25 protein-coding genes and 2 tRNA genes are annotated in these 25,584 nt (G+C 42.9%); 12 read left to right on the top strand and 15 right to left on the bottom strand.

Annotated features, from left to right (window positions below; all coding sequences use genetic code 11):
* Positions 1-172: 172 nt before the first annotated feature.
* The 9 genes from AB5062_RS07930 to prmC form a co-directional block, all read right to left on the bottom strand.
* Positions 173-257: transfer RNA gene (locus AB5062_RS07930), tRNA-Leu, on the bottom strand.
* 16 nt (positions 258-273) lie between these two features.
* A tRNA-Gly gene (locus AB5062_RS07925) sits at positions 274-346 on the bottom strand.
* 71 nt (positions 347-417) lie between these two features.
* Positions 418-1,410 (bottom strand): aldo/keto reductase, encoded by a 993-nt coding sequence (locus AB5062_RS07920; protein ID WP_005844518.1) that lies wholly within the window; start codon positions 1,408-1,410, stop codon positions 418-420.
* 23 nt (positions 1,411-1,433) lie between these two features.
* The gene (argH, locus tag AB5062_RS07915; RefSeq protein WP_005844516.1) at positions 1,434-2,774 is read right to left on the bottom strand and encodes an argininosuccinate lyase; all 1,341 of its coding nucleotides are present in this window, start codon (positions 2,772-2,774) and stop codon (positions 1,434-1,436) included.
* A gap of 14 nt (positions 2,775-2,788) precedes the next feature.
* Positions 2,789-3,193 carry a hypothetical protein gene (locus tag AB5062_RS07910; protein ID WP_005844515.1) on the bottom strand — a complete coding sequence of 135 codons (405 nt, stop codon included), beginning with the start codon at positions 3,191-3,193 and terminating at the stop codon, positions 2,789-2,791.
* 97 nt (positions 3,194-3,290) lie between these two features.
* Positions 3,291-3,929 (bottom strand): orotate phosphoribosyltransferase, encoded by a 639-nt coding sequence (gene pyrE, locus AB5062_RS07905; protein ID WP_005844513.1) that lies wholly within the window; start codon positions 3,927-3,929, stop codon positions 3,291-3,293.
* Positions 3,930-4,028: 99 nt separating this feature from the next.
* Positions 4,029-4,724 (bottom strand): ComF family protein, encoded by a 696-nt coding sequence (locus AB5062_RS07900; RefSeq protein WP_005844511.1) that lies wholly within the window; start codon positions 4,722-4,724, stop codon positions 4,029-4,031.
* A complete protein-coding gene (locus AB5062_RS07895) occupies positions 4,705-5,190 on the bottom strand; it encodes a regulatory protein RecX (RefSeq protein WP_008666702.1) in 486 nt (161 codons plus the stop codon). Before AB5062_RS07895 ends, AB5062_RS07900 begins: the two co-directional genes overlap by 20 nt.
* A gap of 1 nt (position 5,191) precedes the next feature.
* On the bottom strand, positions 5,192-6,028 hold the full coding sequence (gene prmC / locus AB5062_RS07890; protein WP_032952999.1) for a peptide chain release factor N(5)-glutamine methyltransferase: 837 nt from the start codon (positions 6,026-6,028) through the stop codon (positions 5,192-5,194).
* A gap of 44 nt (positions 6,029-6,072) precedes the next feature.
* On the opposite strand from prmC, the gene ribD reads away from it, so the two are divergent.
* From ribD to AB5062_RS07850, 8 genes are all read left to right on the top strand, one after another.
* On the top strand, positions 6,073-7,125 hold the full coding sequence (gene ribD / locus AB5062_RS07885; RefSeq protein ID WP_032952998.1) for a bifunctional diaminohydroxyphosphoribosylaminopyrimidine deaminase/5-amino-6-(5-phosphoribosylamino)uracil reductase RibD: 1,053 nt from the start codon (positions 6,073-6,075) through the stop codon (positions 7,123-7,125).
* A 127-nt stretch (positions 7,126-7,252) separates the two neighbouring features.
* The gene (locus tag AB5062_RS07880) at positions 7,253-8,650 is read left to right on the top strand and encodes a DUF6242 domain-containing protein (RefSeq protein WP_032952997.1); all 1,398 of its coding nucleotides are present in this window, start codon (positions 7,253-7,255) and stop codon (positions 8,648-8,650) included.
* Positions 8,651-8,683: 33 nt separating this feature from the next.
* Positions 8,684-9,415, top strand: coding sequence for an isoprenyl transferase (locus AB5062_RS07875; protein WP_005844501.1), 732 nt, complete (start codon positions 8,684-8,686; stop codon positions 9,413-9,415).
* Positions 9,416-9,426: 11 nt separating this feature from the next.
* A complete protein-coding gene (gene bamA / locus AB5062_RS07870) occupies positions 9,427-12,069 on the top strand; it encodes an outer membrane protein assembly factor BamA (RefSeq protein WP_005844499.1) in 2,643 nt (880 codons plus the stop codon).
* 20 nt (positions 12,070-12,089) lie between these two features.
* Complete coding sequence (locus AB5062_RS07865; protein WP_117699905.1) at positions 12,090-12,605, top strand: OmpH family outer membrane protein; 516 nt, start codon at positions 12,090-12,092, stop codon at positions 12,603-12,605.
* 57 nt (positions 12,606-12,662) lie between these two features.
* On the top strand, positions 12,663-13,166 hold the full coding sequence (locus AB5062_RS07860) for an OmpH family outer membrane protein (protein ID WP_005844495.1): 504 nt from the start codon (positions 12,663-12,665) through the stop codon (positions 13,164-13,166).
* A gap of 102 nt (positions 13,167-13,268) precedes the next feature.
* Positions 13,269-14,114 carry a glutamate racemase gene (gene murI, locus AB5062_RS07855; protein WP_005844493.1) on the top strand — a complete coding sequence of 282 codons (846 nt, stop codon included), beginning with the start codon at positions 13,269-13,271 and terminating at the stop codon, positions 14,112-14,114.
* Between the two features lie 56 nt (positions 14,115-14,170).
* Positions 14,171-15,043, top strand: coding sequence for a pyridoxamine kinase (locus tag AB5062_RS07850; protein WP_032952995.1), 873 nt, complete (start codon positions 14,171-14,173; stop codon positions 15,041-15,043).
* Between the two features lie 386 nt (positions 15,044-15,429).
* Here AB5062_RS07850 and AB5062_RS07845 read toward each other — a convergent pair whose 3' ends face one another.
* The 5 genes from AB5062_RS07845 to aroQ form a co-directional block, all read right to left on the bottom strand.
* Complete coding sequence (locus AB5062_RS07845) at positions 15,430-16,668, bottom strand: FtsX-like permease family protein (RefSeq protein WP_005850573.1); 1,239 nt, start codon at positions 16,666-16,668, stop codon at positions 15,430-15,432.
* Between the two features lie 9 nt (positions 16,669-16,677).
* Positions 16,678-17,013, bottom strand: coding sequence for a 30S ribosome-binding factor RbfA (gene rbfA, locus AB5062_RS07840; protein ID WP_005844486.1), 336 nt, complete (start codon positions 17,011-17,013; stop codon positions 16,678-16,680).
* Between the two features lie 73 nt (positions 17,014-17,086).
* Entirely contained in the window at positions 17,087-17,725 is a 639-nt protein-coding gene (locus AB5062_RS07835) for an O-methyltransferase (protein ID WP_005844483.1), read from the bottom strand.
* Positions 17,726-17,740: 15 nt separating this feature from the next.
* On the bottom strand, positions 17,741-19,204 hold the full coding sequence (gene pyk / locus AB5062_RS07830; RefSeq protein WP_005850571.1) for a pyruvate kinase: 1,464 nt from the start codon (positions 19,202-19,204) through the stop codon (positions 17,741-17,743).
* A gap of 32 nt (positions 19,205-19,236) precedes the next feature.
* Entirely contained in the window at positions 19,237-19,659 is a 423-nt protein-coding gene (aroQ, locus tag AB5062_RS07825; RefSeq protein ID WP_008781394.1) for a type II 3-dehydroquinate dehydratase, read from the bottom strand.
* A gap of 66 nt (positions 19,660-19,725) precedes the next feature.
* Here aroQ and xerD point away from each other — a divergent pair, with 66 nt between their 5' ends.
* The 4 genes from xerD to AB5062_RS07805 all read left to right on the top strand — a co-directional run bounded on the left by xerD (position 19,726) and on the right by AB5062_RS07805 (position 25,249).
* Positions 19,726-20,667 (top strand): site-specific tyrosine recombinase XerD, encoded by a 942-nt coding sequence (gene xerD, locus AB5062_RS07820; RefSeq protein ID WP_005844476.1) that lies wholly within the window; start codon positions 19,726-19,728, stop codon positions 20,665-20,667.
* 141 nt (positions 20,668-20,808) lie between these two features.
* Complete coding sequence (locus AB5062_RS07815; protein ID WP_008781393.1) at positions 20,809-22,485, top strand: tetratricopeptide repeat protein; 1,677 nt, start codon at positions 20,809-20,811, stop codon at positions 22,483-22,485.
* A gap of 153 nt (positions 22,486-22,638) precedes the next feature.
* Positions 22,639-23,706 (top strand): thioredoxin-like domain-containing protein, encoded by a 1,068-nt coding sequence (locus AB5062_RS07810; protein ID WP_008781392.1) that lies wholly within the window; start codon positions 22,639-22,641, stop codon positions 23,704-23,706.
* Between the two features lie 4 nt (positions 23,707-23,710).
* Positions 23,711-25,249 (top strand): YifB family Mg chelatase-like AAA ATPase, encoded by a 1,539-nt coding sequence (locus AB5062_RS07805; protein ID WP_008781391.1) that lies wholly within the window; start codon positions 23,711-23,713, stop codon positions 25,247-25,249.
* A gap of 1 nt (position 25,250) precedes the next feature.
* On the opposite strand, the gene AB5062_RS07800 is transcribed toward AB5062_RS07805, so the two are convergent.
* Positions 25,251-25,418: a hypothetical protein gene (locus AB5062_RS07800; RefSeq protein WP_005850567.1), complete on the bottom strand. Its 168-nt coding sequence runs from the start codon at positions 25,416-25,418 to the stop codon at positions 25,251-25,253.
* Between the last annotated feature and the right edge of the window lie 166 nt (positions 25,419-25,584).

The following is a 25,584-nucleotide window of genomic DNA, read 5'->3' as shown; positions in this document are numbered from 1 at the left end:
AGCTCCTTGTTTTATGTGTTGAAAAAGGATGCTGCCATCACTTTCTCATACTTCTCCATCTAAAACTTACAACTGATCCCAAGTTTTCAAACTGAGCCAAGAATATCTTATGGTGAATATACAAAACAAAAATCGCAATCATCAGTTTTCCAATGATTGCAATTACATCTTGTACTCGAAGCGGGACTTGAACCCGCACAGCCGCAATGGCCAAGGGATTTTAAGTCCCTCGTGTCTACCGATTCCACCATTCGAGCATCCTCGACGAGAGAGAGCGGAAAACGAGACTCGAACTCGCGACCCTAACCTTGGCAAGGTTATGCTCTACCAACTGAGCTATTTCCGCGTTTTGTTTTAACGCGGTGCAAAGATAAGCCATTTTATAATACCAACCAAACTTTACACCCATTTTTTTATTCACAATCGTAAAATTCCCTCTATTTCGGTCAATTCTGCATCAGTAAAGGCCAAATTATCCAACGCATGAAGATTATCTGCCAGCTGTTTTACAGAACTTGCCCCCACAATAACAGAGGTCATCCGTTCGTCTTTCAACACCCATGCCAATGCCATCTCAGCCAAAGTCTGCCCACGGCGTACAGCCACCTCATTCAGCCGACGTGCTTTTTCCACTTTATCTTCTGTCACTTGGTCTACTTTCAAAAACCCAGTAGCACGAGCCGCACGAGAGTGCTCCGGAATACCATGCAAATATTTATTGGTCAGCAATCCTTGTGCCAAAGGCGAAAATGCAATAAAGCCGGAGCCTTGTTCAGCGGCCAACGGCAATACCTCCTCCTCCACAGCACGATCAAACATACTATAACGATATTGGCTGATCAAACACGGCACACCGGCACTTCTCAATATTTCATAAGCCACCTTTGCCTGCATAGGCGGATACTTTGAAATACCCACATACAATGCTTTTCCTTGCTTCACTATATCAATCAACGCTTGCATCGTTTCCTCAACCGGGGTCACGCCATCATAACGGTGACTATAGAATATATCAAAGTAATCCAAACCGGTACGACACAAGCTTTGGTCGATACTGGCCATTAAATTCTTACGCGAACTGTTTCCCCCATAAGGTCCATTCCACATTTCGTGTCCTGCTTTTGAGGAAATAATCAATTCATCACGGTAACCTTGGAAATTCTCCTTCAGAATTTTACCGAAATTAATCTCAGCACTTCCCGGAACAGGACCATAATTATTAGCTAAGTCAAAATGTGTAACCCCGCTATCAAAAGCATATTTAATCATATCGGTTGCTACACCAAAATCGTCCACACTACCAAAGTTATGCCACAAACCTAAAGAGATACGAGGTAAAAGCAAGCCGCTATTTCCGCAGTATTTGTACTGCATTTTGCTATAACGGTCTGCCGAAGGTTGATATTTCATGCTATTACGTTTTACAATTATTTCTATCTACCTAAAAGGCTTCGTTCAGCCTGTTCCATGACTGAGAAATTAAATCCGTCCACTACTTGCCGCATCAAGCTTTCGATCCTGTCATTACACAAATTACCGATACTACCCTCATGAGTATGATGCACCTTCTTGTCATGGGTGAACTTGCCGGCTTCTATGTCCAGGCCAACCTTTTTATAAGCATCACGGAACGGCATACCTTCAGACGCCAAACGGTTGACCTCTTCCACACTAAAGATATAAAGGTAACGGTCATCATCCAGAATATGTTCGTTGATTTTAATTTTGTCCATAATATAGGCAGCCATTTGCAGACATTCCTTCAACTCCCGGAACGCAGGCAAGAAAACTTCTTTTATAATCTGCAAATCACGAAAATACCCCGAAGGCAAATTATTCATTATCATCATAATCTGCTGAGGAAGAGCCTGCAGCTTGTTGCATTTTGCCCGTGTCAATTCAAAGACATCAGGGTTCTTTTTATGAGGCATTATACTGGAGCCGGTAGTACATTCATCCGGAAGTTTTACAAAGCCAAAGTTTTGGCTACTGAACATACAAGCGTCAAAAGCCATTTTAGAAACTGTCCCGGCAATAGAAGCCAAAGCAAAAGCCACATTACGTTCCATCTTACCACGCCCCATCTGCGCATACACCACATTATAATCCATCGAATCAAATCCCAACAAGCGGGTGGTCATCTCACGATCGAGCGGAAAAGAAGAACCATACCCGGCAGCAGAGCCCAACGGATTGCGGTTGCACATTTTGAATGCAGCCTGCAGAAACATCATATCATCCACCAGACTCTCAGCATACGCGCCAAACCACAAGCCAAATGAAGAAGGCATCGCTATCTGCAAATGAGTGTAACCCGGCATTAACACATCCTTATATGTATTGCTTTGAGAAATCAGCACATGAAAAAGTTGCTCCACCTCTTCGGCCACTTCTTTTAATTCCGCACGAGTAAACAGCTTCAAATCCACCAACACCTGGTCATTGCGTGAACGTCCACTATGAATTTTCTTTCCGACATCTCCCAACTTACGCGTCAACATCAATTCTACTTGCGAGTGTACATCCTCTATACCATCCTCTATTACAAACTCTCCCTTTTCGGCAGAAGCATAGATATTCTTTAATTCCGCTAATAGCATTTCCAATTCTCCGGCTGTAAGCAAACCGATACTTTCCAACATGGTGATATGTGCCATTGAGCCCAATACATCGTGTTTAGCCAGATAAAGATCCATTTCACGGTCACGTCCTACAGTAAAACGATCTATCTCCTCATTTACCCGGACATTTTTTTCCCAAAGTTTCTGTGCCATATTTGTCTTTATTTTTAATAAGGAATCATCGATAACATCTCAGCCAGTTTATCCACACCATCCTGTAAAGGTTTAGCAACCATCGCCTTCATAAACATATTCACTTCTGCACGAATAGTTACTTTCAGTTTTGCCTGCCCAGCCTCTACAGGCAAAATCTGAATCCACAAATTCATAGGGACCGGAGATTTTTCACTTTCGAATTTAACACATTTATAAGGTTCACGTTCTATAATACGCAAAGTAATGCTTATGCCTTGTACCGTAAAACTTAAAGAGTCACTGTCGAACTCCATACCTTGTACCTTGTCGGCCAATTTATCACGTACAGATTCCAAGTTACTTAAATCCGACAACTTATTAAACACCTGTTCCTGACTATAAGGAACATATTTCACACCACTCTCAAATTGTGCCATAATACCTGCTCTCTAAAAACACGAAAAGAACAATCCGGAAATCCATAAAAATTCCCGAACGGTTCTCTTCATATTATATTTGTTTTAAAACTATAACTTATTTGCCTGCCTCCCAATGAGCCGGATCCTTTCTCCAATTATCCAAAACCGGAACATCCTCTTCATTAATATATCCGGTCTTCAAGGCTGAATCCAATACAGCTTCATAATTAGTCAGAGTAACCAAGTTCACTTTTGCTTCCTTGAACGCTTCAATTGCCACTGGGAAACCATAAGTAAATGCAGCGACCATACCAATCACTTCACATCCGTCACGACGGATAGCTTCAACAGCTTTCAAACTGCTGCCGCCAGTTGAAATCAAGTCCTCAATAACTACGACTTTCATACCAGGACGAAGTTCACCTTCAATCAGGTTTTCCAAGCCATGGTCTTTTGGAGTAGAACGAACATACACAAACGGCAGATTCAACTCTTCAGCCACCAAAGCTCCTTGAGGGATAGCCCCTGTCGCCACACCGGCAATAGCATCTACCTGACCGAACTTCTCCAGGACAATACGGCTAATCTCAAGTTTCACAAAATTACGAAGAGAAGGATACGAAAGAGTTTTGCGGTTATCACAATAAAAAGGCGACTTCCAACCGGACGCCCAAGTAAAAGGATTAGCCGGCTGCAACTTGATAGCCTTAATCTTCAGTAATTTCTCTGCGAATAATTTTTCTAAAGTCTTCATAACTCAACTATATCTGATAAATATTGTGCAAAAATATAGAAATACATCGAGATAATGAAAAATCGGACAAGGTATTTTTCTAAAAAATAGTTGTTGTTATCAGGATTCCCCTGCCAATGCCAAAGTAAGCACACTGATACGTAATCCGGGTATGCCACGAAAGGCATCAGCGCAAGAAACAACCGTAGCCCCTGTTGTCAGCACATCATCCACCAACAAAAGATGCTTTCCTTCCAAGCTGTCAGGGAAAATACAGGCAAACAAATTTCGCACGTTTTCCCATCTTGCATATTGTCCTTTATGCGTCTGTGTGTCAGTATACCTGCTTCTTATCACAACTTTAGTATCCATAGGAATACCTGTCACCACCGAAACTCCTCTTGCCAGGCATTCGCTTTGGTTATACCCCCTTAAACGTTTTTTACGTTGATGCAACGGAACAGGAACAATCAAATCTATCCCATCAAAAAAATGAGAACACATAAGTTCAGATGCCATCATCCGCCCCATCACTTCACCCACTTCTTGATTACCATGATATTTCAGTTCGTACAACAACTGTCGGACATTTCCTCCCTTTGCATAATAAAGAAAAGAGGTGGCATGCTCCACCGGTATTTTTCCCCAGAAATTACATTCTACAATATTATCTTTCCGTAAATGAAATTGAGTACGCGGAAGCCCCGACAAGCATTTCAAGCAAAGCACTCTCTCCCCTGATATAAGCTGCCGCCCACAAAGCAGACAACTATGAGGGAAAAATAAATTCCAAAGATCAGTCCAGATAGACATCATCTTCTCCGGTTTGTTTCACACAACGGCAAACAGCCTCCATTTCAAATCCTCTACCAACTGCAAAACGAATCAATTTCCCATTCCGTTCGTATTCCGTACATGCTTTCACACTTCTTCTTTTCTGCTCGATCAAACCAGATAGTATCTCCATATATTCCCGCTCATCTACTTCCTCCAATCCTTTGGCTATAACATCCGCAGGGATTTTCTTCATGCGCAAAGCCTGGCAGATTTTCACTCTGCCCCATTGGTTAAAGCGATATTTATCGCGAACAAAAGCCGAGCAAAAACGCTTCTGGTCAATGTATCTCTCATCCTGCAAATGCCGAACGATTTTCTCCATCATTTCCGGAGTGGCTCCCCATTGTGATAATTTAGCCTCTACATCTGCTACACAACGCTCCATTAAAGAGCAATAAGCTTCTGCCTTATACCTCAAATCATTCTCACTTAATTCTCCCTTCATCTTATTTCTCCGCTTTTATCATTCTATCATTTTGAAAGAGATCTTTTCTCAATTTTATATTTTTGTATTCCAAACCAGCCAACATATCCACCGTTTCCCGACCGTATTCCTGATTAATTTCAAAATAAAGCCTTCCACCAGACACTAGCATATCCCTACCCAATTCTGCTATTTTCCGATAAAACAGCAACGGACTATCATCCGGCACAAACAAAGCCAATTCCGGCTCCCATTCCAAGACATTAGCACTCATATCCGCCCTCTCCTTTTCTGTAATATAAGGTGGATTGCTGACAATGACATCAAACCGCTCACCTGCAGGAGAAACAAGCAGCACATCCCTTTGCTCAAGAGTTACACGAACACCGTTCCGCCTGCAATTACGTTCCGCAACTTGCAACGCCTTTTCTGAAACATCCCATGAAACGACCTCCGCCTCTTCCAAATTCTTGGCCAAAGAGACAGCGATGCAGCCGCTCCCCGTACCAATATCCAATATTCTAACCCCACCATACTTATGCTCCCGTATAATCCAGTCTACCAACTCCCCTGTTTCCGGACGTGGAATCAATACATGTTTATTCACTTCAAAAGTAAGGCCATAAAATTCTTCCGTACCTATTATGTATTGAATAGGTTCCAGTTTTTGCAGACGAACCAGAATATCATCCAGCTGTTTCCGCTCATTCACCGAAAAAGTAGTATCTTTGCCTGCATACAATTCAACAACAGACATGCCGAAGACTTGTGTAAGCAGCAATTTAGCCATAGGCACAAGTTCTGAATCAGGGTAATATCCCTGCAAGGTTTGTTTTATGTAAGATACAACAGGATTCATAGTGTCATTTTATATGCAAAAGTAAGAATTTAAACAAGATCGTTATGACAAAAGATGAAAAATATATTTCCCGTTGCCTGCAACTGGCATACAACGGACTTTGTAACACAGCCCCTAATCCGATGGTAGGTGCTGTCATTGTATATCACGACACCATTATTGGAGAAGGCTACCACATCCGTTGCGGAGAGGCACATGCCGAAGTAAACGCCATACGTTCCGTTAAAGACGAAAATCTTTTGAAGGAATCAACCATATACGTAAGTCTGGAGCCATGCTCCCATTATGGAAAAACCCCTCCCTGCGCCGACCTGATTATAGAGAAGAGAATCCCCAAAGTCGTAATAGGCTGCATAGACCCGTTTTCCCAAGTAGCCGGCAGAGGCATCGAGAAACTGCGCAAAGCCGGCATTGAAGTAACCGTAGGCGTCTTAGAAGAGGAATGCCGGCACCTGATAAGACGCTTCATAACATTCAACACGCTCAAACGCCCATACATAACCTTAAAGTGGGCAGAATCCGCTGATGGCTTTATCGATATAAACCGCACAGGAGGAAAGCCGATCATACTTTCCAATCCGCTGACCAGCATGCTGGTACACAAAAAACGCGCCGAACATGACGCTATATTAGTAGGACGACACACGGCATTACTTGACAATCCCTCCCTATCCACCCGGAATTGGTACGGCAAGCATCCCGTGCGTCTGGTAATAGATAAAGATTTGACATTACCCCGAGATTTGGAACTTTTCAACGGCAAAATAAAGACATTCGTGTTTACCCGGGAATCCCCCTGTCAGCCAAACGCATTAACAGAATATATATCGTTGGATTTCAACAAAGATATCCTGCCGCAAATAATGGAAGTATTATATCAGAAAAAAATACAATCACTCCTAGTAGAAGGCGGAAGTATTTTATTACAGTCTTTCATAGACTCCGGCTTATGGGATGAAGCCTTCATAGAAAAGGCTCCACTACGCTTAAACAATGGAATACAGGCACCTTCTATTCAAAAAAAACACTTTAAACTGAATAAAATATACTTTGGAAGAGAAATAATGCATGCCGTCCATTCACAAATTCAAAGATAAAATGTGGCTGATTGACCGAGAAAAAGGGCTGGTTTATCTATAAATTAATATAAAACTTGTCCCAAAACTTCTATATAGAAAAAAATCTTCCTACTTTTGCGACTTGTAACAATAGACTCATTTGCAAATGAAAATAAAGTTTTTGACTGTCATCACAAGTCTGCTTGCTGCGGCTTTTATGATTACATCTTGCTTGGACGACAACGAAGTAGAAACAGAATATAGTTCAGAATCAAGCATTACCTCTTTTGCTATAAAAGATAAAATTGAAACTCAATATACCGAAAAGGTTAATGGCAAAGACACAACGCTGACATTCACCGTTGATGGTACCAAATACCCTTTTGCCATCGACCAAGGCACAAGACATATCTACAACGTAGACTCCCTGCCAGTCGGTACAGACATCAGCAAAGTCGTAGTCAGCATAAAATCAGACGGTATTGGCATTTTTATTGTCGCTGAGGACAAAGATTCGTTGTGGAATGATACCGACTCCTTGAATTTCGAAAAGCCTGTCCAATTTAAAGTTATGGCGATGAGCGGAGTCTATGGACCTATTTATAAAGCCGAGATTAATGTACATAAACAAGTTCCCGACTCATTGCAGTGGAGCCATAGAGGAAGTAGTTTCGACAACACTATCCAAGCACAGAAAGCAGTCACATTAGGGGATTATATTTATGTTTTCGCACAGCAAGACAATGGCGCCGCTGTTACAAGCACCCACATCAATGACGGAAAAACCTGGACGTCCTTACAGGCTTTACCTGAAAATATGCAAAATGCGGACTATTCTTCTGTCATGGCATGGGGAAACCAATTATACATACTTGCCGACAATGACCTGTACTGCTCCTCTGACGGAAAAAGCTGGAGCAAGATGGGCACTAACACCAAATTCGAGAAGCTGATTGCCGGTGTTCATTCAGAACATAACTGCAAATTGTACGCCATAGACACCAACAATCATTTTATGGAAAGTACGGATGCTCTGGTTTGGGATACTAATGGCGAGGTTCCGGCCAATTTCCCGAAAAATCAGTTATCATACACAGCTTACCCGTTGGTAACCAATAAATTCATAGACCGTATGGTACTAATGGGAGAAAATCCCATTGCGACCGACACGACCTCTACTGTATGGACCAGACTGACTACAGAAGACAGTTGGGCAGATTATCCTACAGCCGCATACGATAGTTTTTATTGTCCCAAGCTGGCTAATATAGCCATGATTCATTACAACGACCAATTATACGCTTTCGGCGGTCCGGGTAAAAGTTTCGGTAAGGACATTCCCGCTTTCAGCCGATTCTACGGATCAACGGATCAAGGCGTTACATGGAAACCTGTTTCAAGATATGTATTCTTCCCTACAGAATTCACTGATCTATACAACCAGGCAGACGGCAACTATTCTTATGTTGTAGACAAGAATAACTTCTTGTGGATTATATGGAGCCGAAGCGGAGAAGTATGGAGAGGACGAATCAATAAGTTGGGATTCGATTCCAAGGAATAAAGTCAAAGAGAGTCATATAAAATAGATTGCGACATGCCATATAGAGAGCAAATAGACAAAAGCCGTATACCTGCCCATGTAGCCATTATAATGGATGGAAATGGAAGATGGGCTAAACAACGTGGACAGGCGCGCAGCTTCGGACATCAAGCCGGTGCAGAAACTGTACACATCATAGCAGAAGAAGCGGCTAGACTGGGAGTCAAATACTTGACACTATATACTTTCTCTACCGAAAACTGGAATCGTCCGGTAGATGAAGTCGCTGCTCTGATGAGTCTTCTGATGGACTCCATTGAAGAAGAAACTTTCATGAAAAACAACATCAGTTTTCGCATTATCGGTGATACGGCAAAGTTACCGGTAGAAGTTCTGGAACGATTGAACCAATGCATTGAACGCACCTCAATCAATACTGGTATGTGTCTGACACTTGCTTTAAGCTACTCTTCCAAATGGGAAATAACAGAAGCGGTAAGACAAATAGCGGCCAAGATTCAAAACGACAAACTAGCCATTGAGGACATCGATGACAATTTGATAAGTGCACATTTAAGTACAAACTATATGCCCGACCCGGATTTGCTTATACGTACCGGAGGAGAAATCCGCCTTAGCAACTATCTGCTTTGGCAATGTGCTTATTCCGAACTATATTTTTGTGAAACGTTCTGGCCGGACTTCCGCGAAGAAGAATTTTGCAAAGCCATTTATGATTATCAGAAAAGAGAACGCCGTTTCGGCAAAACCAGTGAACAAATATAAAGTTAGATAAAATGCTATATCGTATTTCACTTATACTATTAACGCTTACATGCCTATTTTGCTTTTCAACAGGCAGTTACGCCCAAGAAGCAAACGTAGAAGAAAACGACAATCCAGTCATACTTTATTCCGGAACGCCCAAGAAGTATGAAATCGGCGGAATCAAAGTAGAAGGCGTAAAAAACTATGAAGATTATGTATTGATCGGACTTTCAGGACTATCGGTAGGACAGACCATTGTTGTTCCGGGAGATGACATCACCACAGCTGTAAAACGTTATTGGCGACACGGACTGTTCTCGGATGTACAAATCCTAGCTGAAAAAATTGTTGGAGACAAGATCTATTTAAAAATCATCCTGGCCCAACGTCCACGTATTGCCGACATTCGTTACCACGGCGTAAAGAAAAGCGAGCGTGAAGATTTGGAAGCCAAACTAGGTTTGGTAAAAGGAAGCCAGATTACTCCCAACTTGATAGACCGTGCTAAAATATTAATCAAGAAACATTTCGATGAAAAAGGTTTTAAAAACGCCGAAGTGACCATCGTAGAGCGTGATTTGGCTGACAATAAGGACCAAGTGGATGTTGATGTGATGATTGACAAGAAAGAAAAGGTAAAAGTCCACAAGATCACCATTGACGGCAACACCGTGTTAAGTGACAAGAAGTTAAAACGCGTCATGAAGAAGACGAATGAGAAAAACAAACTTGTCAACCTTTTCCGTACCAAAAAATTCATTGAAGAGAAATACGAAGAAGACAAACAGCATATCATCGACAAATACAACGAATTAGGTTACCGCGACGCACAAATTGTTGTGGACAGTGTTTCTCCGTACGATGACCGTACCGTCGACGTGTACATGAAAATAGAAGAAGGTGACAAATACTATCTGCGCAACGTGACCTGGGTAGGTAACACCATTTATGCTTCGGACTGGCTGAACGAACAGCTCCGTATGAAAAAGGGAGATGTTTATAACCAGAAATTAATGACCGAGCGTCTGACCGGTGATGAAGATGCTATCGGTAACTACTACTATAATAAAGGATACGTTTTCTATAACCTTGACCCCGTAGAAGTAAACATAGACGGCGACTCCATTGATTTGGAAATGCGTATTCAGGAAGGTCCTCAGGCCTCTATCAGCAAAGTGCGTATCAACGGTAACGACCGTTTGTATGAAAACGTAGTACGCCGTGAGTTAAGAACCAAGCCGGGAGACCTGTTCAGCAAAGAAGCATTGGAACGTTCTTATCGTGAGATAGCCCAAATGGGACACTTCAACCCTGAAAATATCCAGCCGGATGTACAACCGGACCCGACCAACGGTACGGTAGACATCAACTGGAACCTGGAGTCCAAAGCAAACGACCAGGTAGAATTCTCGGCAGGTTGGGGACAGACCGGTGTTATCGGTAAATTAAGTTTGAAGTTCACGAACTTCTCTATGGCCAACTTGTTCCATAAGAGTGACAACTACCGCGGATTCCTGCCACAAGGTGATGGACAGACATTAACCATCAGCGGACAGACCAACGGTAGTTATTACCAGTCATATAGTGTATCGTTCTTTGACCCATGGTTTGGCGGAAAACGTCCGAATTCATTCTCTGTTTCGGCTTTCTACTCCATACAGACAGATATCAGCAGTAACTACTATAACTCAGCTTATATGAATAATTACTACAATTATTACAGCGGTTATGGAAATTATTATGGCGGATATAATAACAACTACGAGTCTTTTTATGACCCCGATAAATCTATCCAGATGTATGGAGCATCTATCGGTTGGGGTAAGCGTTTGAGATGGCCGGATGACTATTTTACCTTGTCAGCCGAACTTTCTTACCAGCGCTTTATTTTGAAAGACTGGAGCTACTTGTATATCAAGTTGAACAACGGAGAATACATGTCAACCGGTAATTGCAACAACCTGAGTTTGAATCTGACTTTGGCACGTAACTCTACGGATAACCCGATTTTCCCGCGTCGCGGTTCTGAATTCTCGGCTTCCGTACAGCTGACTCCTCCGTACTCATTGTTCAGTAACAAGGACTACTCGGTATACGGTAAAGATGATTATGATGAAGCGGCAAGTATGTTCAACTGGATTGAATACCACAAATGGAAATTCAAATCAAAGACCTATACCGCTCTTACAGGAGGTCAGAAATGTCCGGTTATCATGACACGTGCAGAGTTCGGTTTGCTGGGTCACTATAACAAGTACAAGAAATCACCTTTTGAAACATTCTATATGGGTGGTGACGGTATGACAGGCTATAGCACCAGCTACGCTTCCGAAACCATTGCACTGCGTGGTTACGAAAACGGTTCATTGACTCCTTATGGTAGTGAAGGCTATGCTTACGTACGTTTAGGTGCAGAATTAAGATACCCGTTGATGCTGGAAAATTCGACCAGTATCTATGCACTAGGCTTCATTGAAGGAGGTAACGCATGGACAGATGTAAGCAAATTCAATCCGTTCCAGTTGAAACGCTCGGCAGGTGTCGGTGTCCGTATCTTCCTGCCGATGATTGGTATGATGGGTATTGACTGGGCATACGGTTTCGACAAGATTAACGGATCCAGCCAGTACAGTGGAAGCCAGTTCCACTTTATCCTGGGACAAGAGTTTTAATAACTAAAAACAATGTGATTATGAAAAAGGCTATCCTATTATCTCTATTGTTTGTGGCTTGTGTATTCACAGCCAGCGCTCAAAAGTTCGCCTTGATTGATATGGAATATATCCTGAAGAATATTCCTGCATACGAACAGGCGAATACCCAACTGAATCAAGCTTCACAACAATATCAAAGTGAGGTGGAAGCAAAAGCAAAAGAAGCGGAAGCACTTTATAAAGAATACCAGAAAGCCTCGGCTTCCCTGTCGGCCGCACAGAAAACGCAAAGAGAAGAAGCGATTGTAGCAAAAGAAAAGGAAGCAGCCGAACTGAGAAAGAAATATTTCGGTCCCGAAGGAGAAATGGCCAAAAAACAAGAGGCATTGATCGCACCAATTCAAGATAAAATCTATGAAGCGGTAAAACAGATTTCAGAGCAAAAAGGATATGCGGCAGTAGTGGACAGAAGCTCCGCCCAAAGCATTATTTTCGCATCTCCAAGCATTGATATCAGCAATGAAGTGCTCTCAAGATTAGGATATTCAAATTAATTTCCTACATTTGCAACCGATAATCCAAATTTGCAATAACTAATAAAAAATAGAACTATGTTGAAAAAAATTGCTTTACTACTTTTACTTATCGCTCCGATGAGTGTATTTGCTCAGAAATTCGGGCATATTAAATCCGCAGATGTACTTACTGTCATGCCGGAATTCACAAAGGCCCAGACCGACATCCAAGCCATGCAGAAACAATACGAGGATGAAATGAAACGTGCAACTGATGAACTGACCAAAAAATATACTGAATATCAACAGGAACAAGCCAACCTTCCTAAGAACATTCAGGAAAGACGCCAGAAAGAATTGCAGGAATTACAGGAAAAAGGAATGCAGTTCCAACAAGATGCACAACAACAGTTGCAGAAATCATACGCTGATATGATGGAACCTATCTACAAGAAAATTGAAGACGCCATCAAAGCAGTAGGCCAGGAAGGTGGATATACTTATATCTTCGATTTGAACAGAACAGAAATTCCCTACGTAAATGAAGCGCAGTCTACAGATGTAACTGCTGCTGTCAAAGCTAAAGTAGGAATCAAATAATTAAGTTAAGGACCTTTACAGGCACGGATTACACAGATTTCACAGGTTTCAGAACCGTGAACATCCGTGTAATCCGTGCCTGTATTATATAGCTATACTGCCATGATCCCATCTATCCTCCCTTCAACCGGTCCCATCGGTGTATTCGACTCCGGCTACGGCGGTCTGACCATTCTGGACAAAATACGCGGACTGATGCCTGAGTATGATTATATCTATTTGGGAGACAGCGCACGCTGTCCGTACGGACCGCGCTCTTTTGAAGTTGTTTACGAATTTACCCTGCAAGCCGTAAGCAAACTGTTTGAACTGGGATGTCCTTTGGTGATATTGGCATGCAACACAGCATCGGCAAAAGCCTTACGCACCATCCAGCAGATCAATCTTCCGGTAATAGACGCTACCCGCAGAGTACTCGGTGTCATCCGGCCTACAGCAGAATGTATAGGAGAAATCACCCGAAGCCGGCACGTAGGTATACTGGCCACAGCCGGTACCATCAAATCCGAATCCTATCTTTTGGAAATACATAAGTTATCTCCCGACATTGTGGTAACAGGAGAAGCCTGTCCCATGTGGGTTTCCTTGGTAGAGAATAATGAATATCAATCGGAAGGAGCCGACTATTTCGTCAAACAACATATCAACCGGCTGCTGGATAAAGATCCGATGATTGACACCATCATATTGGGATGTACCCATTATCCGCTACTACTGGATAAAATAAGGCAATTTACGCCTGAACCTATCCGCATCATTTCACAAGGGGAATATGTGGCCCGGAGCCTGCGAGACTATTTAAACCGCCATCCGGAAATGGACGCACGCTGCGATAAAGGAGGAAACTGCCGCTTCCTCACCACAGAAAGCGAAAACAAGTTTGAGGAATCCGCTTCCATCTTCTTGGGCCGGCAAGACATAAAGGTAAAAAGCATAGCATTGGAATAACTTTCTTCCGGTTTACCTGTTATATATACCATCCATAACGCTTAATTCATGAAGATATGTATACAAATAAAGTAAAGAAGATAGCTGCGGTACACGATCTGTCCGGTGCAGGGCGCGTATCCCTCACCGTCGTTATCCCTATCCTCTCATCCATGGGCTTTCAAGTCTGCCCTCTGCCCACAGCCGTATTATCCAGCCACACCCAATACCCGCACTTCTCTTTCTTGGACCTCACGGACGAGATGCCCAAGATTATCAGTGAATGGAAACAACTTGGCGTACAATTCGATGCTATTTATACAGGCTACTTGGGATCTCCCCGCCAGATACAAATCGTATCCGGGTTCATTGATGATTTCCGCCAGTCCGACAACCTGGTCATGATAGATCCCGTATTAGGAGACAACGGAAAGCTATATACCAACTTTGACGAACAAATGATTCTGGAAATGCGTCACCTCATCCGGAAAGCAGATGTCATCACGCCCAATATGACCGAACTGTTCTATTTGCTGGACAAACCCTATAAAGCGGAGAATACAGACGAAGAACTAAAAGCTTACCTGCATGAAATTTCGGAGCACGGCCCCGGTATCGTTATTATCACCAGCGTGCCCGTACAGGGAGATCCTCGCAAAACTTCCGTTTACGCCTATGACAGACAGGGAAACCGCTATTGGAAAGTAACGTGTCCCTACCTGCCCGCACACTATCCCGGCACAGGCGATACATTTACCAGTGTGATAACCGGCTCACTGATGCAAGGCGACAGTCTTCCTATCGCCTTGGACCGCGCCACACAGTTTATCCTTCAAGGCATCCGCGCCACTTTCGGCTATGAATATGATAATCGGGAAGGCATTTTGCTGGAGAAGGTGCTGCATAATCTGGATATGCCTATTCAGGTGAGCAGCTACGAATTGATTTGAGGACCCTGAAAGTAGAAGATCCGAAACACCCTGGAAAGAAGCTTGTACCAAGCCCTATTGCTCCGACGATTAAGGTCGTTTTCCCTTATAGCTAACCCTTATCATACAGTTAACTACTACAGACTCCGGCAGTGGACTGTACAGTCTACTGCAAGAGTTTATACAGTCCACTATATCAGACTGTACAAACCACCGCAAGAGACTATAGTACACAGCCATAAAAAAGAGCTTAACCATAAGGTAAAACAAGGTTAACCACAAAGAAGAAAAGACTTAACCAGATAAAGCCATAAGGCCAAAAGACGAAAAGAATAAAAACAAAGAAAGCAGCCAAGCCGTACCGTACAAACCGACAAACATCAGCCGTATCAACAATAATAAATAAATTACCTGCCCAGCAACCTGCGGCTGAGATAACGCACCGGATACCACACGGAAAGAAAGCCCACCACCAGCACAGTGACAAAGACTATAACAATATCCCATACATGGACACTGACGGGATAGGCATCCACCACAAAATTACCGCCGGAATTACCACCTCCCAGCGAAAGCAATCCGAATTCCTGCTGGATAAAGCAAAGGATCAGCCCCAGTATCACACCAACCACCGCACCTATCAGTGAAATCATACGCCCCTCGAACAGGAATATACGCGTGATCAGCTTGTCGCTGGCCCCCAAATTGCGCAATGTCACTACATCTGCCTTCTTATCTATAATCAGCATGGACAAGGAGCCTATTACATTAAAGCAAGCTATCATCAGGATAAAGGTAAGGAAAATATAAGATATCAGCTTCTCTATCTCCATAATGCGGAAAGTATCCGCTTGCTGCTCATACCGGTCCTGCACCCGGAAACCATCTCCCAATATTTTCTGTATCTTCGATTTTACACTCCCTACATCTGCATCCGGCTTCAATTTCAATTCTACCGAACTCACTTCTGTGTCATACTGGAACAACCTACGGGCAAATTGGAGGGAAGTCAGAATGTAAGAAGAGTCATACTTCTGTTGGTTCACCGCAAACACAAGGCCGCTGGAATATAAATCGGCAGAGTTAAAGCTGGAAGCTGGATTGGCCATATTGACTTTAGCTCCCCGTTTGGGAGCATAAATCTCTAGCGGATCGAGGAATTTGATACCCGTTCCCAAGATGGAAACCAATTCTATGCCGGGAATGGCATAATCCACCACTTCATCATGCAACACGAATTGCCCCCGGCCGAAAAGAATACTGTCAATAGCGGTCAGATCCTCGAAATTATCCTCAATTCCCTTGATCACCGCCATAGTCTGACGGCCCTTATACTGAACCATCGCATTCTCTTCCAAGGACTCAGAAAAAACAGCGATCTCCGGCATCCGGCGCAAAGCTTCTATACGCGCTTCCTGTCCGTCAAAGACCTTTCCGGTGACAGCCGTAATTTTCAGCTCCGGATCAAAAGCCGTAAAGAAAGTAGCCACCAGATCCTGGAAGCCGTTAAAAACAGACAAAGTACATACCAATGCCAATGTAGCCAAAGCCACTCCGCAGACGGAAATGGCTGAAATGACATTAATGGCATTGTGCGACTTCTTGGAAAAAAGATAACGCTTCGCTATATAAAAGGGAAAATTCACCGCCCGGTTCTACTTTTTCAACAATTCGTCTATACGTTCGGCATAATCCAATGAATCATCCACAAAGAATTTCAACTCGGGAATGATGCGCAACTGATGGCGTACCCGTGTTCCTAACTCATAACGGATGGATTTCATATTATCATTGATATTCTTTACTATTTCCTGGCTCCTCTCAGAAGGGAACACGCTGAGATAGACACGTGCAATACTCATATCGGGACTGATGCGGACAGCACTTACCGACACCAAAACACCATTCATGGACTTGGTCTGAAGCAGGAAAATCTCACTCAACTCCTTTTGGATCAAACGAGAAATCTTATTTTGTCTGGTCGTTTCCATAATTAATAATTATTCAGTTTGCTAATTTGTTAATATGCCATACGGTTCATAGCATAACCTATTGGCACATTATTCAACATTTTCTTATGATTGTCAGCCCGTCGCGCAAGGGAAGAATCACCTTTTCAACCCGTTTGTCGGCAGCTACCAAATCATTAAATTTCTTTATTCCAATAGTCTGAAGATCTGTATGATGCGGTTCCTCCAATACATGTCCGTCCCACAATGTGTTATCGGCAATGATGTATCCGCCGGGTGATAATTTCTCCAGTACCATTTCGTAATATTCAATATACTTCCGCTTATCACCGTCTACAAACGCCAAATCAAAGGTAATGTTCATGCCAGGCAGCAACTTCAGCGCATCACCTATATAAAATTTAATCTTGCCGGCGTAAGGCGAACCTTCCAGCCAGGGACGTGTAAAGTCCTCCTGCTCATCGTTTATCTCAAATGTGTGCAACGTGGCCCCCTCTTCCAACCCTTCGGCCAGGCAAAGTGCGGAGTAGCCACTGTAAGTCCCGATTTCCAGCACCTGACGGGGGCGTATCATTTGCACAAACATTTTCAGCATACGTCCCTGCAAGTGGCCGGAAGCCATACGGGGACGTAAAAGCTTGACGTGCGTATCGCGATAAAGTGCCTTCAGATAATCACTTTCTTCATCAATGTGCTGAAGGATATATTCGTCAATAGCGTCCGTTTCTTTCATTCCTATCTTCTATTATTATAGGTAACGGTTGCGGTTGGGCAGCACATAGTCCATAGCATACTTCAACACATCTCCCACTACATTGATTTCAAGGAAAGAAGTCTGAGTACCTTGCTTGCCGCTGCTCAGGTAAGCCACCATGTCGCTTTCACTCAAGACACCATCATCCAGCAATTTACGCAAAGCAGCGAAATAATATGCCTGTCCGTTAGCCTTTTCGGGCATATAGATAGCTTCCACCCCATATGACAAAGCCAGATGACGCATCGTTTTTTCTTTATAACAGATGGCCAATACAGGATATTTGCCACGGAAAGCAGCAATATTACGTGCGGTACGCCCGCTGAAACTGTCGGTAATAATAGCGCGGATATTCAGTTTGCTGGTAGCCTTTACTGCCTGTTTTGCCAGGAAAGCGGTTACATCATTGGAGTTTTCATCCAAAGGAATACGGATGTCATTCTCGGCCAGTTTATCTTTCTCGGCCTGCGCTGCAATCTTGGCCATCGTCTTCACGGCTTCCACCGGATACTTGCCGTATGCCGTTTCCCCACTCAGCATCAATGCATCCGTGCGGTAGTAAATAGCATTGGCAATATCGGTCACTTCAGCACGGGTAGGACGCGGATTATTAATCATGGTATGCAACATCTGGGTAGCAACAATCACCGGTTTCTTTGCCAGAATACATTTTTTGATCAACAGACGCTGAATGCCGGGAATTCGTTCCTGAGGAACCTCAATACCCAAGTCACCACGAGCCACCATGACTCCGTCGGCCACTTCCAATATTTCATCAATATTGTCCACTCCTTCCTGATTTTCGATCTTGGCGATAATCTTAATGTCGCTGCCGTATGCATCCAGTATCTGACGGATATCCAGCACATCCTGCTTATTACGAACAAACGAATGTGCTATGAAATCAATGTCCTTTTCAATAGCATACAGTATATTGTTACGGTCCTTTTCTGTCAAAGAAGGGAGATTGATGCGCACGCCCGGTACATTTACACTCTTACGGTTACCCAAAGTAGCTTCATTCTGCACCTCACACAACAAATACTCGTCTGTCTTCTCAATCACACGCAGCTCCAGATCACCATCATCAATCAGAATATCGCCATCCACCTGAAGATCATGCACAAAACCGGGATAAGATACAGCAATACATTCACGGGTCGTTTCTTGTGCAGGATTACCTACAATCTTCACTTTGTCACCAATCTGATAAGGAATAGGCTCGCCGCCCGCAATAGCAGTAGTACGCACTTCGGGCCCTTTTGTGTCCATCAATATGGCAATACGGTTGGAAACCTCACGTACATTGGTTATCAATTTTTCAAAACCTTCACGTGAAGCGTGAGCCGTATTCATACGGACCACATTCATACCGGCCTTGAAAAGATCTCTTATAAACTCTACCTCGCAACGCTGATCTGAGATGGACGCTACGATTTTTGTTTGTTTCAACATCATAATCTTATCACCTTATATTATACCTAAACGTTTTATTTTCTCATTAACAAAGCCTCAATCGCCAAACGATATGAATGAAGCCCGAACCCACAAATCACTCCCGCACAAGCACAGGAAATCATCGACTTATGGCGAAACTCCTCACGGGTATGTACATTCGAGATGTGCACCTCAACCACGGGAGCTGTCACGGCGCGGATAGCATCCTGCAAAGCAATGGAAGTATGCGTATAAGCCCCTGCATTCAACACGATGCCGTCATAATCAAAACCCACTTCGTGTATTTTGTTGATCATCTCACCTTCCACATTCGACTGATAATACGCTATTTCAATGTCCGGATAAGTATGGCGCAATTCCACCAGATAGTCTTCAAATGAAACAGCGCCATAAATGGAAGGTTCCCGTTTGCCTAATAAATTGATATTAGGTCCATTAATAATTTGTATTTTCATATTTATACTATATCTGAACTTTTTCTACCTTTGCAGGGAATTTGGGTACAAAGGTAGAAAAAAGAAATGAAAAGAACCGAGAAAACAGACAAGATATTGGTGAAATACAAACAATATTTAAAGTTGGAGAAATCGTTATCTGACAATACGGTAGATGCTTATCTTACTGACCTGGACAAGTTACTGGCTTATCTTACATTAGAAAACATCAACATTCTGGATGTCCGGCTTGAAAATCTGGAAGATTTCTCGGCCGGATTACATGATATCGGCATCCACCCCCGTTCGCAGGCACGCATCTTGTCGGGCATCCGCTCTTTCTACCGTTTCCTCATTATGGAAGATTACCTGAAAGCCGATCCGACAGAATTGCTGGAATCCCCCCAGACAGGTTTCAAACTGCCCGAAGTAATGACAGTAGAAGAGATAGACCTGCTGATAGGAAGCATAGACCGCAGCACCAAAGAGGGACAGCGCAACAGGGCCATACTGGAAACGCTTTACAGTTGCGGGCTCCGTGTTTCCGAACTCTGCAACCTGAAATTATCCGAACTTTATTTTGAAGAAGGCTTCATCAAAGTGGAAGGAAAAGGAAGCAAACAGCGGCTGGTTCCTATTTCACCGCGCGCCATCAAGGAAATCAGGCTCTACTTCACCGACCGTAACCTGATGAAAATAAAGCCGGGATTTGAAGACTTTGTCTTTATCAGCAATTTCGGGAAGAACATCTCCCGCATCATGGTTTTCCATATCATCAAGGAACTGGCAGCCCGGATAGGTCTGAAAAAAAAAATCAGTCCTCACACATTCCGCCATTCTTTTGCAACACATTTGCTGGAAGGAGGTGCCAACTTGCGTGCCATACAGTGCATGCTGGGACATGAAAGTATCGGGACAACAGAAATTTATACACATATAGACCGTAATATGCTACGCAGTGAAATCATAGAACATCACCCCCGTAACATCAAATTCAGAGAAAAAGATAATAAAGGTTCTATATTCTAAAATATTTTAAGATAAATTGAAAAAAAAGCAGGCTAAGAAGCTAGCATATAATAGAGTTTTTCCTATCTTTGCCCCCAAAGAGACGCACAAAAACGTACTATAGCGAATTTTACATTACAAACGTTAAATTAATAAGTAACTATGATTAAAAAGTTGTATTTGCCCTTAGTGGCTTTATTGGTCCTTGCCTTATCATCATGCGGCAAGATGGGAGAATTGTCTTCTGACTATTTCACAACTAACCCTGAAGTGCTTGAAGCAATCGGTGGTAAAGTGCCTGTGACAATTAATGGTAAATTCCCCGAAAAGTATTTCAAGAAGAACGCAACTGTTGAAGTTACCCCCGTTCTGAGATGGAAAGGCGGCGAAGCTAAAGGCCAGCCCGCTGTATTCCAAGGAGAAAAAGTAGAAGGAAACAATCAGACTATCGCTTACAAGGCAGGTGGCAGCTACACGATGAAAGCTTCTTTCGACTACGTTCCCGAAATGGCAAACTCTGAACTTTATCTTGATTTCAAGATTACAAAAGGAAAGAAATCATACACTATTCCTTCTGTAAAAATCGCTGATGGCGTTATCGCGACTTCTGAACTGCCTACTGCTGCCAGCTCTAACGCATCATACGCTAACGATGCTTTCCAACGCATTATTAAAGATGCTCAGACTGCCAACATCATGTTCTTGATCCAGCAAGCCAACTTGCGCAACAGCGAATTGAATTCTGACGATATCAAAGAATTCCATAAGAAAGTGGCTGAAATTAATGCCGACACAAAGAACTACAAACTGAACAACATCGAAATTTCTGCATACGCTTCACCTGATGGTGGTGTGGAACTGAACACCGGTTTGGCTGAAAACCGTGAAGCAAACACAGAAAAATATATGGAACGCCAGTTGAAGAAGGGCAAGATTGATACTAACCTGGATGCAAAATACACTGCACAAGACTGGGAAGGCTTCCAAGAACTGGTATCTAAATCAAACTTGCAGGATAAAGATTTGATCTTACGTGTTCTTTCTATGTACAATGATCCTGAACAAAGAGAAGCTGAAATCAAGAATATCTCTTCTGTATACAAAACTTTGGCTGACGAAATCCTGCCTCAGTTGCGTCGTGCCCGTTTAACTGCCAACTATGACATCATCGGTCGTAGCGATGACGAAATCAACGAAGCATTCAACTCTGATCCTAAAGTATTGAGTGTAGAAGAATTATTGTACGCTGCTACCCTGACTAACGACAACGCTCGCAAAGAAGCTATCTTCACCAAGACAACTCAACTTTATCCGAACGATTTCCGTGCTTATAATAACTTGGGTGAATTGGCATTCGCTGCCGGTGATGCTGCTAAAGCAGAAAGCTACTTCAAACAAGCTGCTTCTAAGAACGCTAACGCTCCTGAAGTAAACGCTAACCTTGGTCTTTGCGAATTGGTTAAGGGCAATGTTGCAGCTGCCGAAACTTACTTAGGCAAAGCTACAGGTGCTAACGCTGCCGGCGAAGCTTTGGGTAACTTATATATCAAACAAGGCCAGTATGACAGAGCTGTCAACTCATTCGGTGACGCTAAGACTAACAGTGCCGCTCAAGCTCAGATTTTGGCTAAAGACTATAACAAAGCAAAAGCTACTTTGTCTGCAATCAAGAATCCGGATGCAATGACTGACTACTTGATGGCTATCGTTGGTGCTCGCACAAACAATGCTTCATTGGTAAGCAGCAGCATCAAGAGCGCAATCGCAAAAGATCCTTCAATGGCTGGAAAAGCTGCTAACGATCGCGAGTTCGCTAAATACGCTGATGCTATCAAATAATATAACTAGATATCATCTTGTCTAGTTTTTTAGATGATTATGACTGAAACCGGAGGCTTCGTGATGAAGCTTCCGGTCTTTTTATGTAAAATAACCTTCATTTATGCCTGCCTTTAGCCACAAAATGCGTATTTTCGCAAAAAATATCTTGAAATGAAAAAATTACTATTCTTTCTTTTCACTCTTGTTGTGCTGGCAAGCGGCTGCGGCAAGAAAAATACATTCACCTTGGAAGGAAGCATTAAAGGACTTCCTTCAGACACTATATTAGTATTTTATCAAGAACCCGATTACAAGCTGGATACCATACTCCTCTCAAAAGGTAAATTCACTTACACCATTACCCCTGACACATTTACTATCTTCTCATTACTATTGGGAGAAAAACAAATCTTACCGATATATGCTGATAAAGGAGAAAGTGTTACCCTAAACGGAATGGCCGGAAAGATAGAGGTTAAAGGAAAGGGAGAAAACGCACAACTGGCAAAACATATCCAGTACCTTAGCACCTTAGAAAATAACAAGGCAGCTGTTATGACTGCTGTGGATTCGTTGATTAAAACCAACCCAAGCTCGTACAGCAATATCTATCTGATAGACAAATATTACGTACAGGACTCGCTTCCTGATTACAACCACATAGATCAGCTGATAAAAGGACTAAGCGGTATTATAAAAGACACACCTTATATTATAGAACTCCAGAATAAATTAAGTGAGAAAAAAGAACTGACAGAACATCGCTACGTTTCCAACATCTCGTGCACGGATAAAAAAGGAAAGACCGTCAACTGGAACAGTGTAAAAGGGAAATATGTCCTTTTGGATTTTTGGGCAAGCTGGAACAAAGAAAGCATTGCCACACAAGATTCTTTAGTATCCGTACAAAAGGCATTGAAAAAAGACAAGTTTGTTATTATCAGCCTCTCCCTTGATCTGAATAAAAAGGAATGGATGGAGAAAATCATTCAAAAAGATACCACGCAATGGAAACAAGTTTGCGATTTCAAAGGCTGGAACAATTCCATTGTCAAGCAACAAGGCATAACCCGGATTCCTGCCAATATACTGATAGGTCCTGACAAGCGGGTCATCACACAAGATATACGGGGCAAAGAACTGATAGACAAAGTGAGACAGCTGACAGAACAAGATAAAGAGAAAGAAAAAGCCGCCAAAGAGGCAGAACGTGCTCGAAAGAGACAAAATAAAAAATAAAAGAATGCTGGTAAAAGTCTATGGAGCAGCCGTTCAAGGTATCGACGCTACCATTGTAACTATTGAAGTAAATAGTTCACGAGGTATAAAATTCTTCCTTGTCGGTCTGCCGGACTCGGCCGTGAAAGAAAGTCATGAACGTATTATTTCCGCCTTACAGGTAAACGGATATAAATTCCCCACTTGTCAAATTGTAGTGAATATGGCCCCTGCCGACATACGCAAGGAGGGGTCTGCATACGACCTTCCGCTAGCAATCGGAATATTGGCCGCTACCCAAATCGTATCGGAAGAAAAACTTTCACGTTATCTTATTATCGGAGAACTTAGCCTGGATGGAAGCCTTCAACCAGTCAAAGGAGCCCTCTCCATAGCTATCAGTGCCCGCGAGCAAGGTTTTGAAGGCTTCATACTTCCCAAACAAAATGCGCGGGAAGCTGCTGTAGTAAACAACCTGAAAGTATATGGCGTAGAAAATATCAAAGAGGTCATCGAATTTTTCAATAATGAACGCAATCTGGAGCCTAGCATCGTCAATACACGGGAGGAATTCTATGAACACCAAAGTAGCTTTCCATACGATTTTGCTGATGTGAAAGGACAAGAAAGTGTAAAACGCGCATTGGAAGTAGCCGCGTCCGGAGGACACAACCTGATTATGATCGGTTCACCCGGAAGTGGGAAGTCCATGATGGCAAAGTGCATGCCAAGCATTCTCCCTCCCCTTTCATTGGGTGAAAGTCTGGAAACGACTAAAATACATTCAGTAGCAGGAAAATTAGGAAAAGACAGTTCACTGATTGCCATCCGGCCTTTCCGTAGTCCCCATCATACAATTTCGCAAGTAGCAATGGTAGGTGGCGGCACCAATCCCCAACCGGGAGAAATCAGTCTGGCTCACAACGGTTTGCTCTTTCTAGACGAGTTGCCGGAATTTAACAGAAGTGTACTTGAAGTACTTCGCCAACCCCTAGAGGACAGGCATATATCCATCGCACGAGCTAAATACAGTCTGGATTATCCGGCCAGTTTCATGCTGGTAGCCAGTATGAATCCCTGTCCATGCGGATATTATAATCATCCCACACGAGCTTGCGTCTGTAATCCCGGACAAGTGCAACGGTACCTGAACCGTATCTCCGGTCCTTTACTGGACCGCATAGATATCCAAATAGAAATAGTTCCGGTTCCATTCGAAAAAATGGCAGAACGCCATCATGCGGAAAGTAGTGCAAGCATACGCGAACGGGTTATCAAGGCCCGGGAAATACAAGCTCAACGTTTTGCCAACCATCCGGGTATTTACTGCAACGCACAAATGGAAGCCGGGTTACTCCATCTGTACGCTCAACCCAATGAAGCAGGGCTAAAATTATTACGAACTGCCATGACACGCCTCAACCTGTCGGCGCGCGCATACGGTCGTATTCTAAAAGTAGCGCGTACCATTGCCGATCTGGACAACAGCGAACACATTACTTCCATCCACCTGGCAGAAGCGATAAGCTATAGAAATCTTGATAGAGAAGACTGGGCCGGTTAGTTTAGCTGCCCGACTCAGTTTCCTTTGCATGATAAATGACCTGCATCAATGAGTCCAGTTCAATGTAATTTGAAAGAACATCCTCTTCCTTATCGGTCGTTTCCCAATCTTTATCCTCTCTCTTTTTAGAGAAAAGTGCATTTAAAATGAATTTATACCACGTATTCATGTCTCGTTCGACTTAAGGTTTTATAAAAAACAGGATAAGTAAAATTTAGTTCATCATTTTTCTCTCCTTAAGATTAAATGCAAATAAGTGCAAATCACTGCATCACGATATAACATTTTTCTGTATTTTCACTTCTTCCGACAAAGCCCCCGAATAACCATATTTT

It is taken from the genome of Phocaeicola sp. RTP21359st1_B8_RTP21360_211022 (assembly GCF_040911965.1).
GTDB lineage: Bacteria > Bacteroidota > Bacteroidia > Bacteroidales > Bacteroidaceae > Phocaeicola > Phocaeicola vulgatus.
This window is presented reverse-complemented; position numbering and strand designations above follow the sequence as displayed.

What these genes read in the sequence shown, in the direction of transcription:
- AB5062_RS07910 (WP_005844515.1), bottom strand. Translation starts at nt 3,193, where the DNA reads ATGGCACAATTTGAGAGTGGTGTGAAATATGTTCCTTATAGTCAGGAA.
- AB5062_RS07805 (WP_008781391.1), top strand. Translation starts at nt 23,711, where the DNA reads ATGCTGGTAAAAGTCTATGGAGCAGCCGTTCAAGGTATCGACGCTACC.
- AB5062_RS07860 (WP_005844495.1), top strand. Translation starts at nt 12,663, where the DNA reads ATGTTGAAAAAAATTGCTTTACTACTTTTACTTATCGCTCCGATGAGT.
- AB5062_RS07835 (WP_005844483.1), bottom strand. Translation starts at nt 17,725, where the DNA reads ATGAAAGAAACGGACGCTATTGACGAATATATCCTTCAGCACATTGAT.
- AB5062_RS07815 (WP_008781393.1), top strand. Translation starts at nt 20,809, where the DNA reads ATGATTAAAAAGTTGTATTTGCCCTTAGTGGCTTTATTGGTCCTTGCC.
- AB5062_RS07875 (WP_005844501.1), top strand. Translation starts at nt 8,684, where the DNA reads ATGCCATATAGAGAGCAAATAGACAAAAGCCGTATACCTGCCCATGTA.
- pyrE (WP_005844513.1), bottom strand. Translation starts at nt 3,929, where the DNA reads ATGAAGACTTTAGAAAAATTATTCGCAGAGAAATTACTGAAGATTAAG.
- murI (WP_005844493.1), top strand. Translation starts at nt 13,269, where the DNA reads ATGATCCCATCTATCCTCCCTTCAACCGGTCCCATCGGTGTATTCGAC.
- AB5062_RS07895 (WP_008666702.1), bottom strand. Translation starts at nt 5,190, where the DNA reads ATGAAGGGAGAATTAAGTGAGAATGATTTGAGGTATAAGGCAGAAGCT.
- AB5062_RS07900 (WP_005844511.1), bottom strand. Translation starts at nt 4,724, where the DNA reads ATGATGTCTATCTGGACTGATCTTTGGAATTTATTTTTCCCTCATAGT.
- prmC (WP_032952999.1), bottom strand. Translation starts at nt 6,028, where the DNA reads ATGAATCCTGTTGTATCTTACATAAAACAAACCTTGCAGGGATATTAC.
- aroQ (WP_008781394.1), bottom strand. Translation starts at nt 19,659, where the DNA reads ATGAAAATACAAATTATTAATGGACCTAATATCAATTTATTAGGCAAA.
- AB5062_RS07865 (WP_117699905.1), top strand. Translation starts at nt 12,090, where the DNA reads ATGAAAAAGGCTATCCTATTATCTCTATTGTTTGTGGCTTGTGTATTC.
- pyk (WP_005850571.1), bottom strand. Translation starts at nt 19,204, where the DNA reads ATGATGTTGAAACAAACAAAAATCGTAGCGTCCATCTCAGATCAGCGT.
- rbfA (WP_005844486.1), bottom strand. Translation starts at nt 17,013, where the DNA reads ATGGAAACGACCAGACAAAATAAGATTTCTCGTTTGATCCAAAAGGAG.
- AB5062_RS07810 (WP_008781392.1), top strand. Translation starts at nt 22,639, where the DNA reads ATGAAAAAATTACTATTCTTTCTTTTCACTCTTGTTGTGCTGGCAAGC.
- AB5062_RS07880 (WP_032952997.1), top strand. Translation starts at nt 7,253, where the DNA reads ATGAAAATAAAGTTTTTGACTGTCATCACAAGTCTGCTTGCTGCGGCT.
- AB5062_RS07920 (WP_005844518.1), bottom strand. Translation starts at nt 1,410, where the DNA reads ATGAAATATCAACCTTCGGCAGACCGTTATAGCAAAATGCAGTACAAA.
- AB5062_RS07800 (WP_005850567.1), bottom strand. Translation starts at nt 25,418, where the DNA reads ATGAATACGTGGTATAAATTCATTTTAAATGCACTTTTCTCTAAAAAG.
- bamA (WP_005844499.1), top strand. Translation starts at nt 9,427, where the DNA reads ATGCTATATCGTATTTCACTTATACTATTAACGCTTACATGCCTATTT.
- AB5062_RS07850 (WP_032952995.1), top strand. Translation starts at nt 14,171, where the DNA reads ATGTATACAAATAAAGTAAAGAAGATAGCTGCGGTACACGATCTGTCC.
- ribD (WP_032952998.1), top strand. Translation starts at nt 6,073, where the DNA reads ATGACAAAAGATGAAAAATATATTTCCCGTTGCCTGCAACTGGCATAC.
- argH (WP_005844516.1), bottom strand. Translation starts at nt 2,774, where the DNA reads ATGGCACAGAAACTTTGGGAAAAAAATGTCCGGGTAAATGAGGAGATA.
- xerD (WP_005844476.1), top strand. Translation starts at nt 19,726, where the DNA reads ATGAAAAGAACCGAGAAAACAGACAAGATATTGGTGAAATACAAACAA.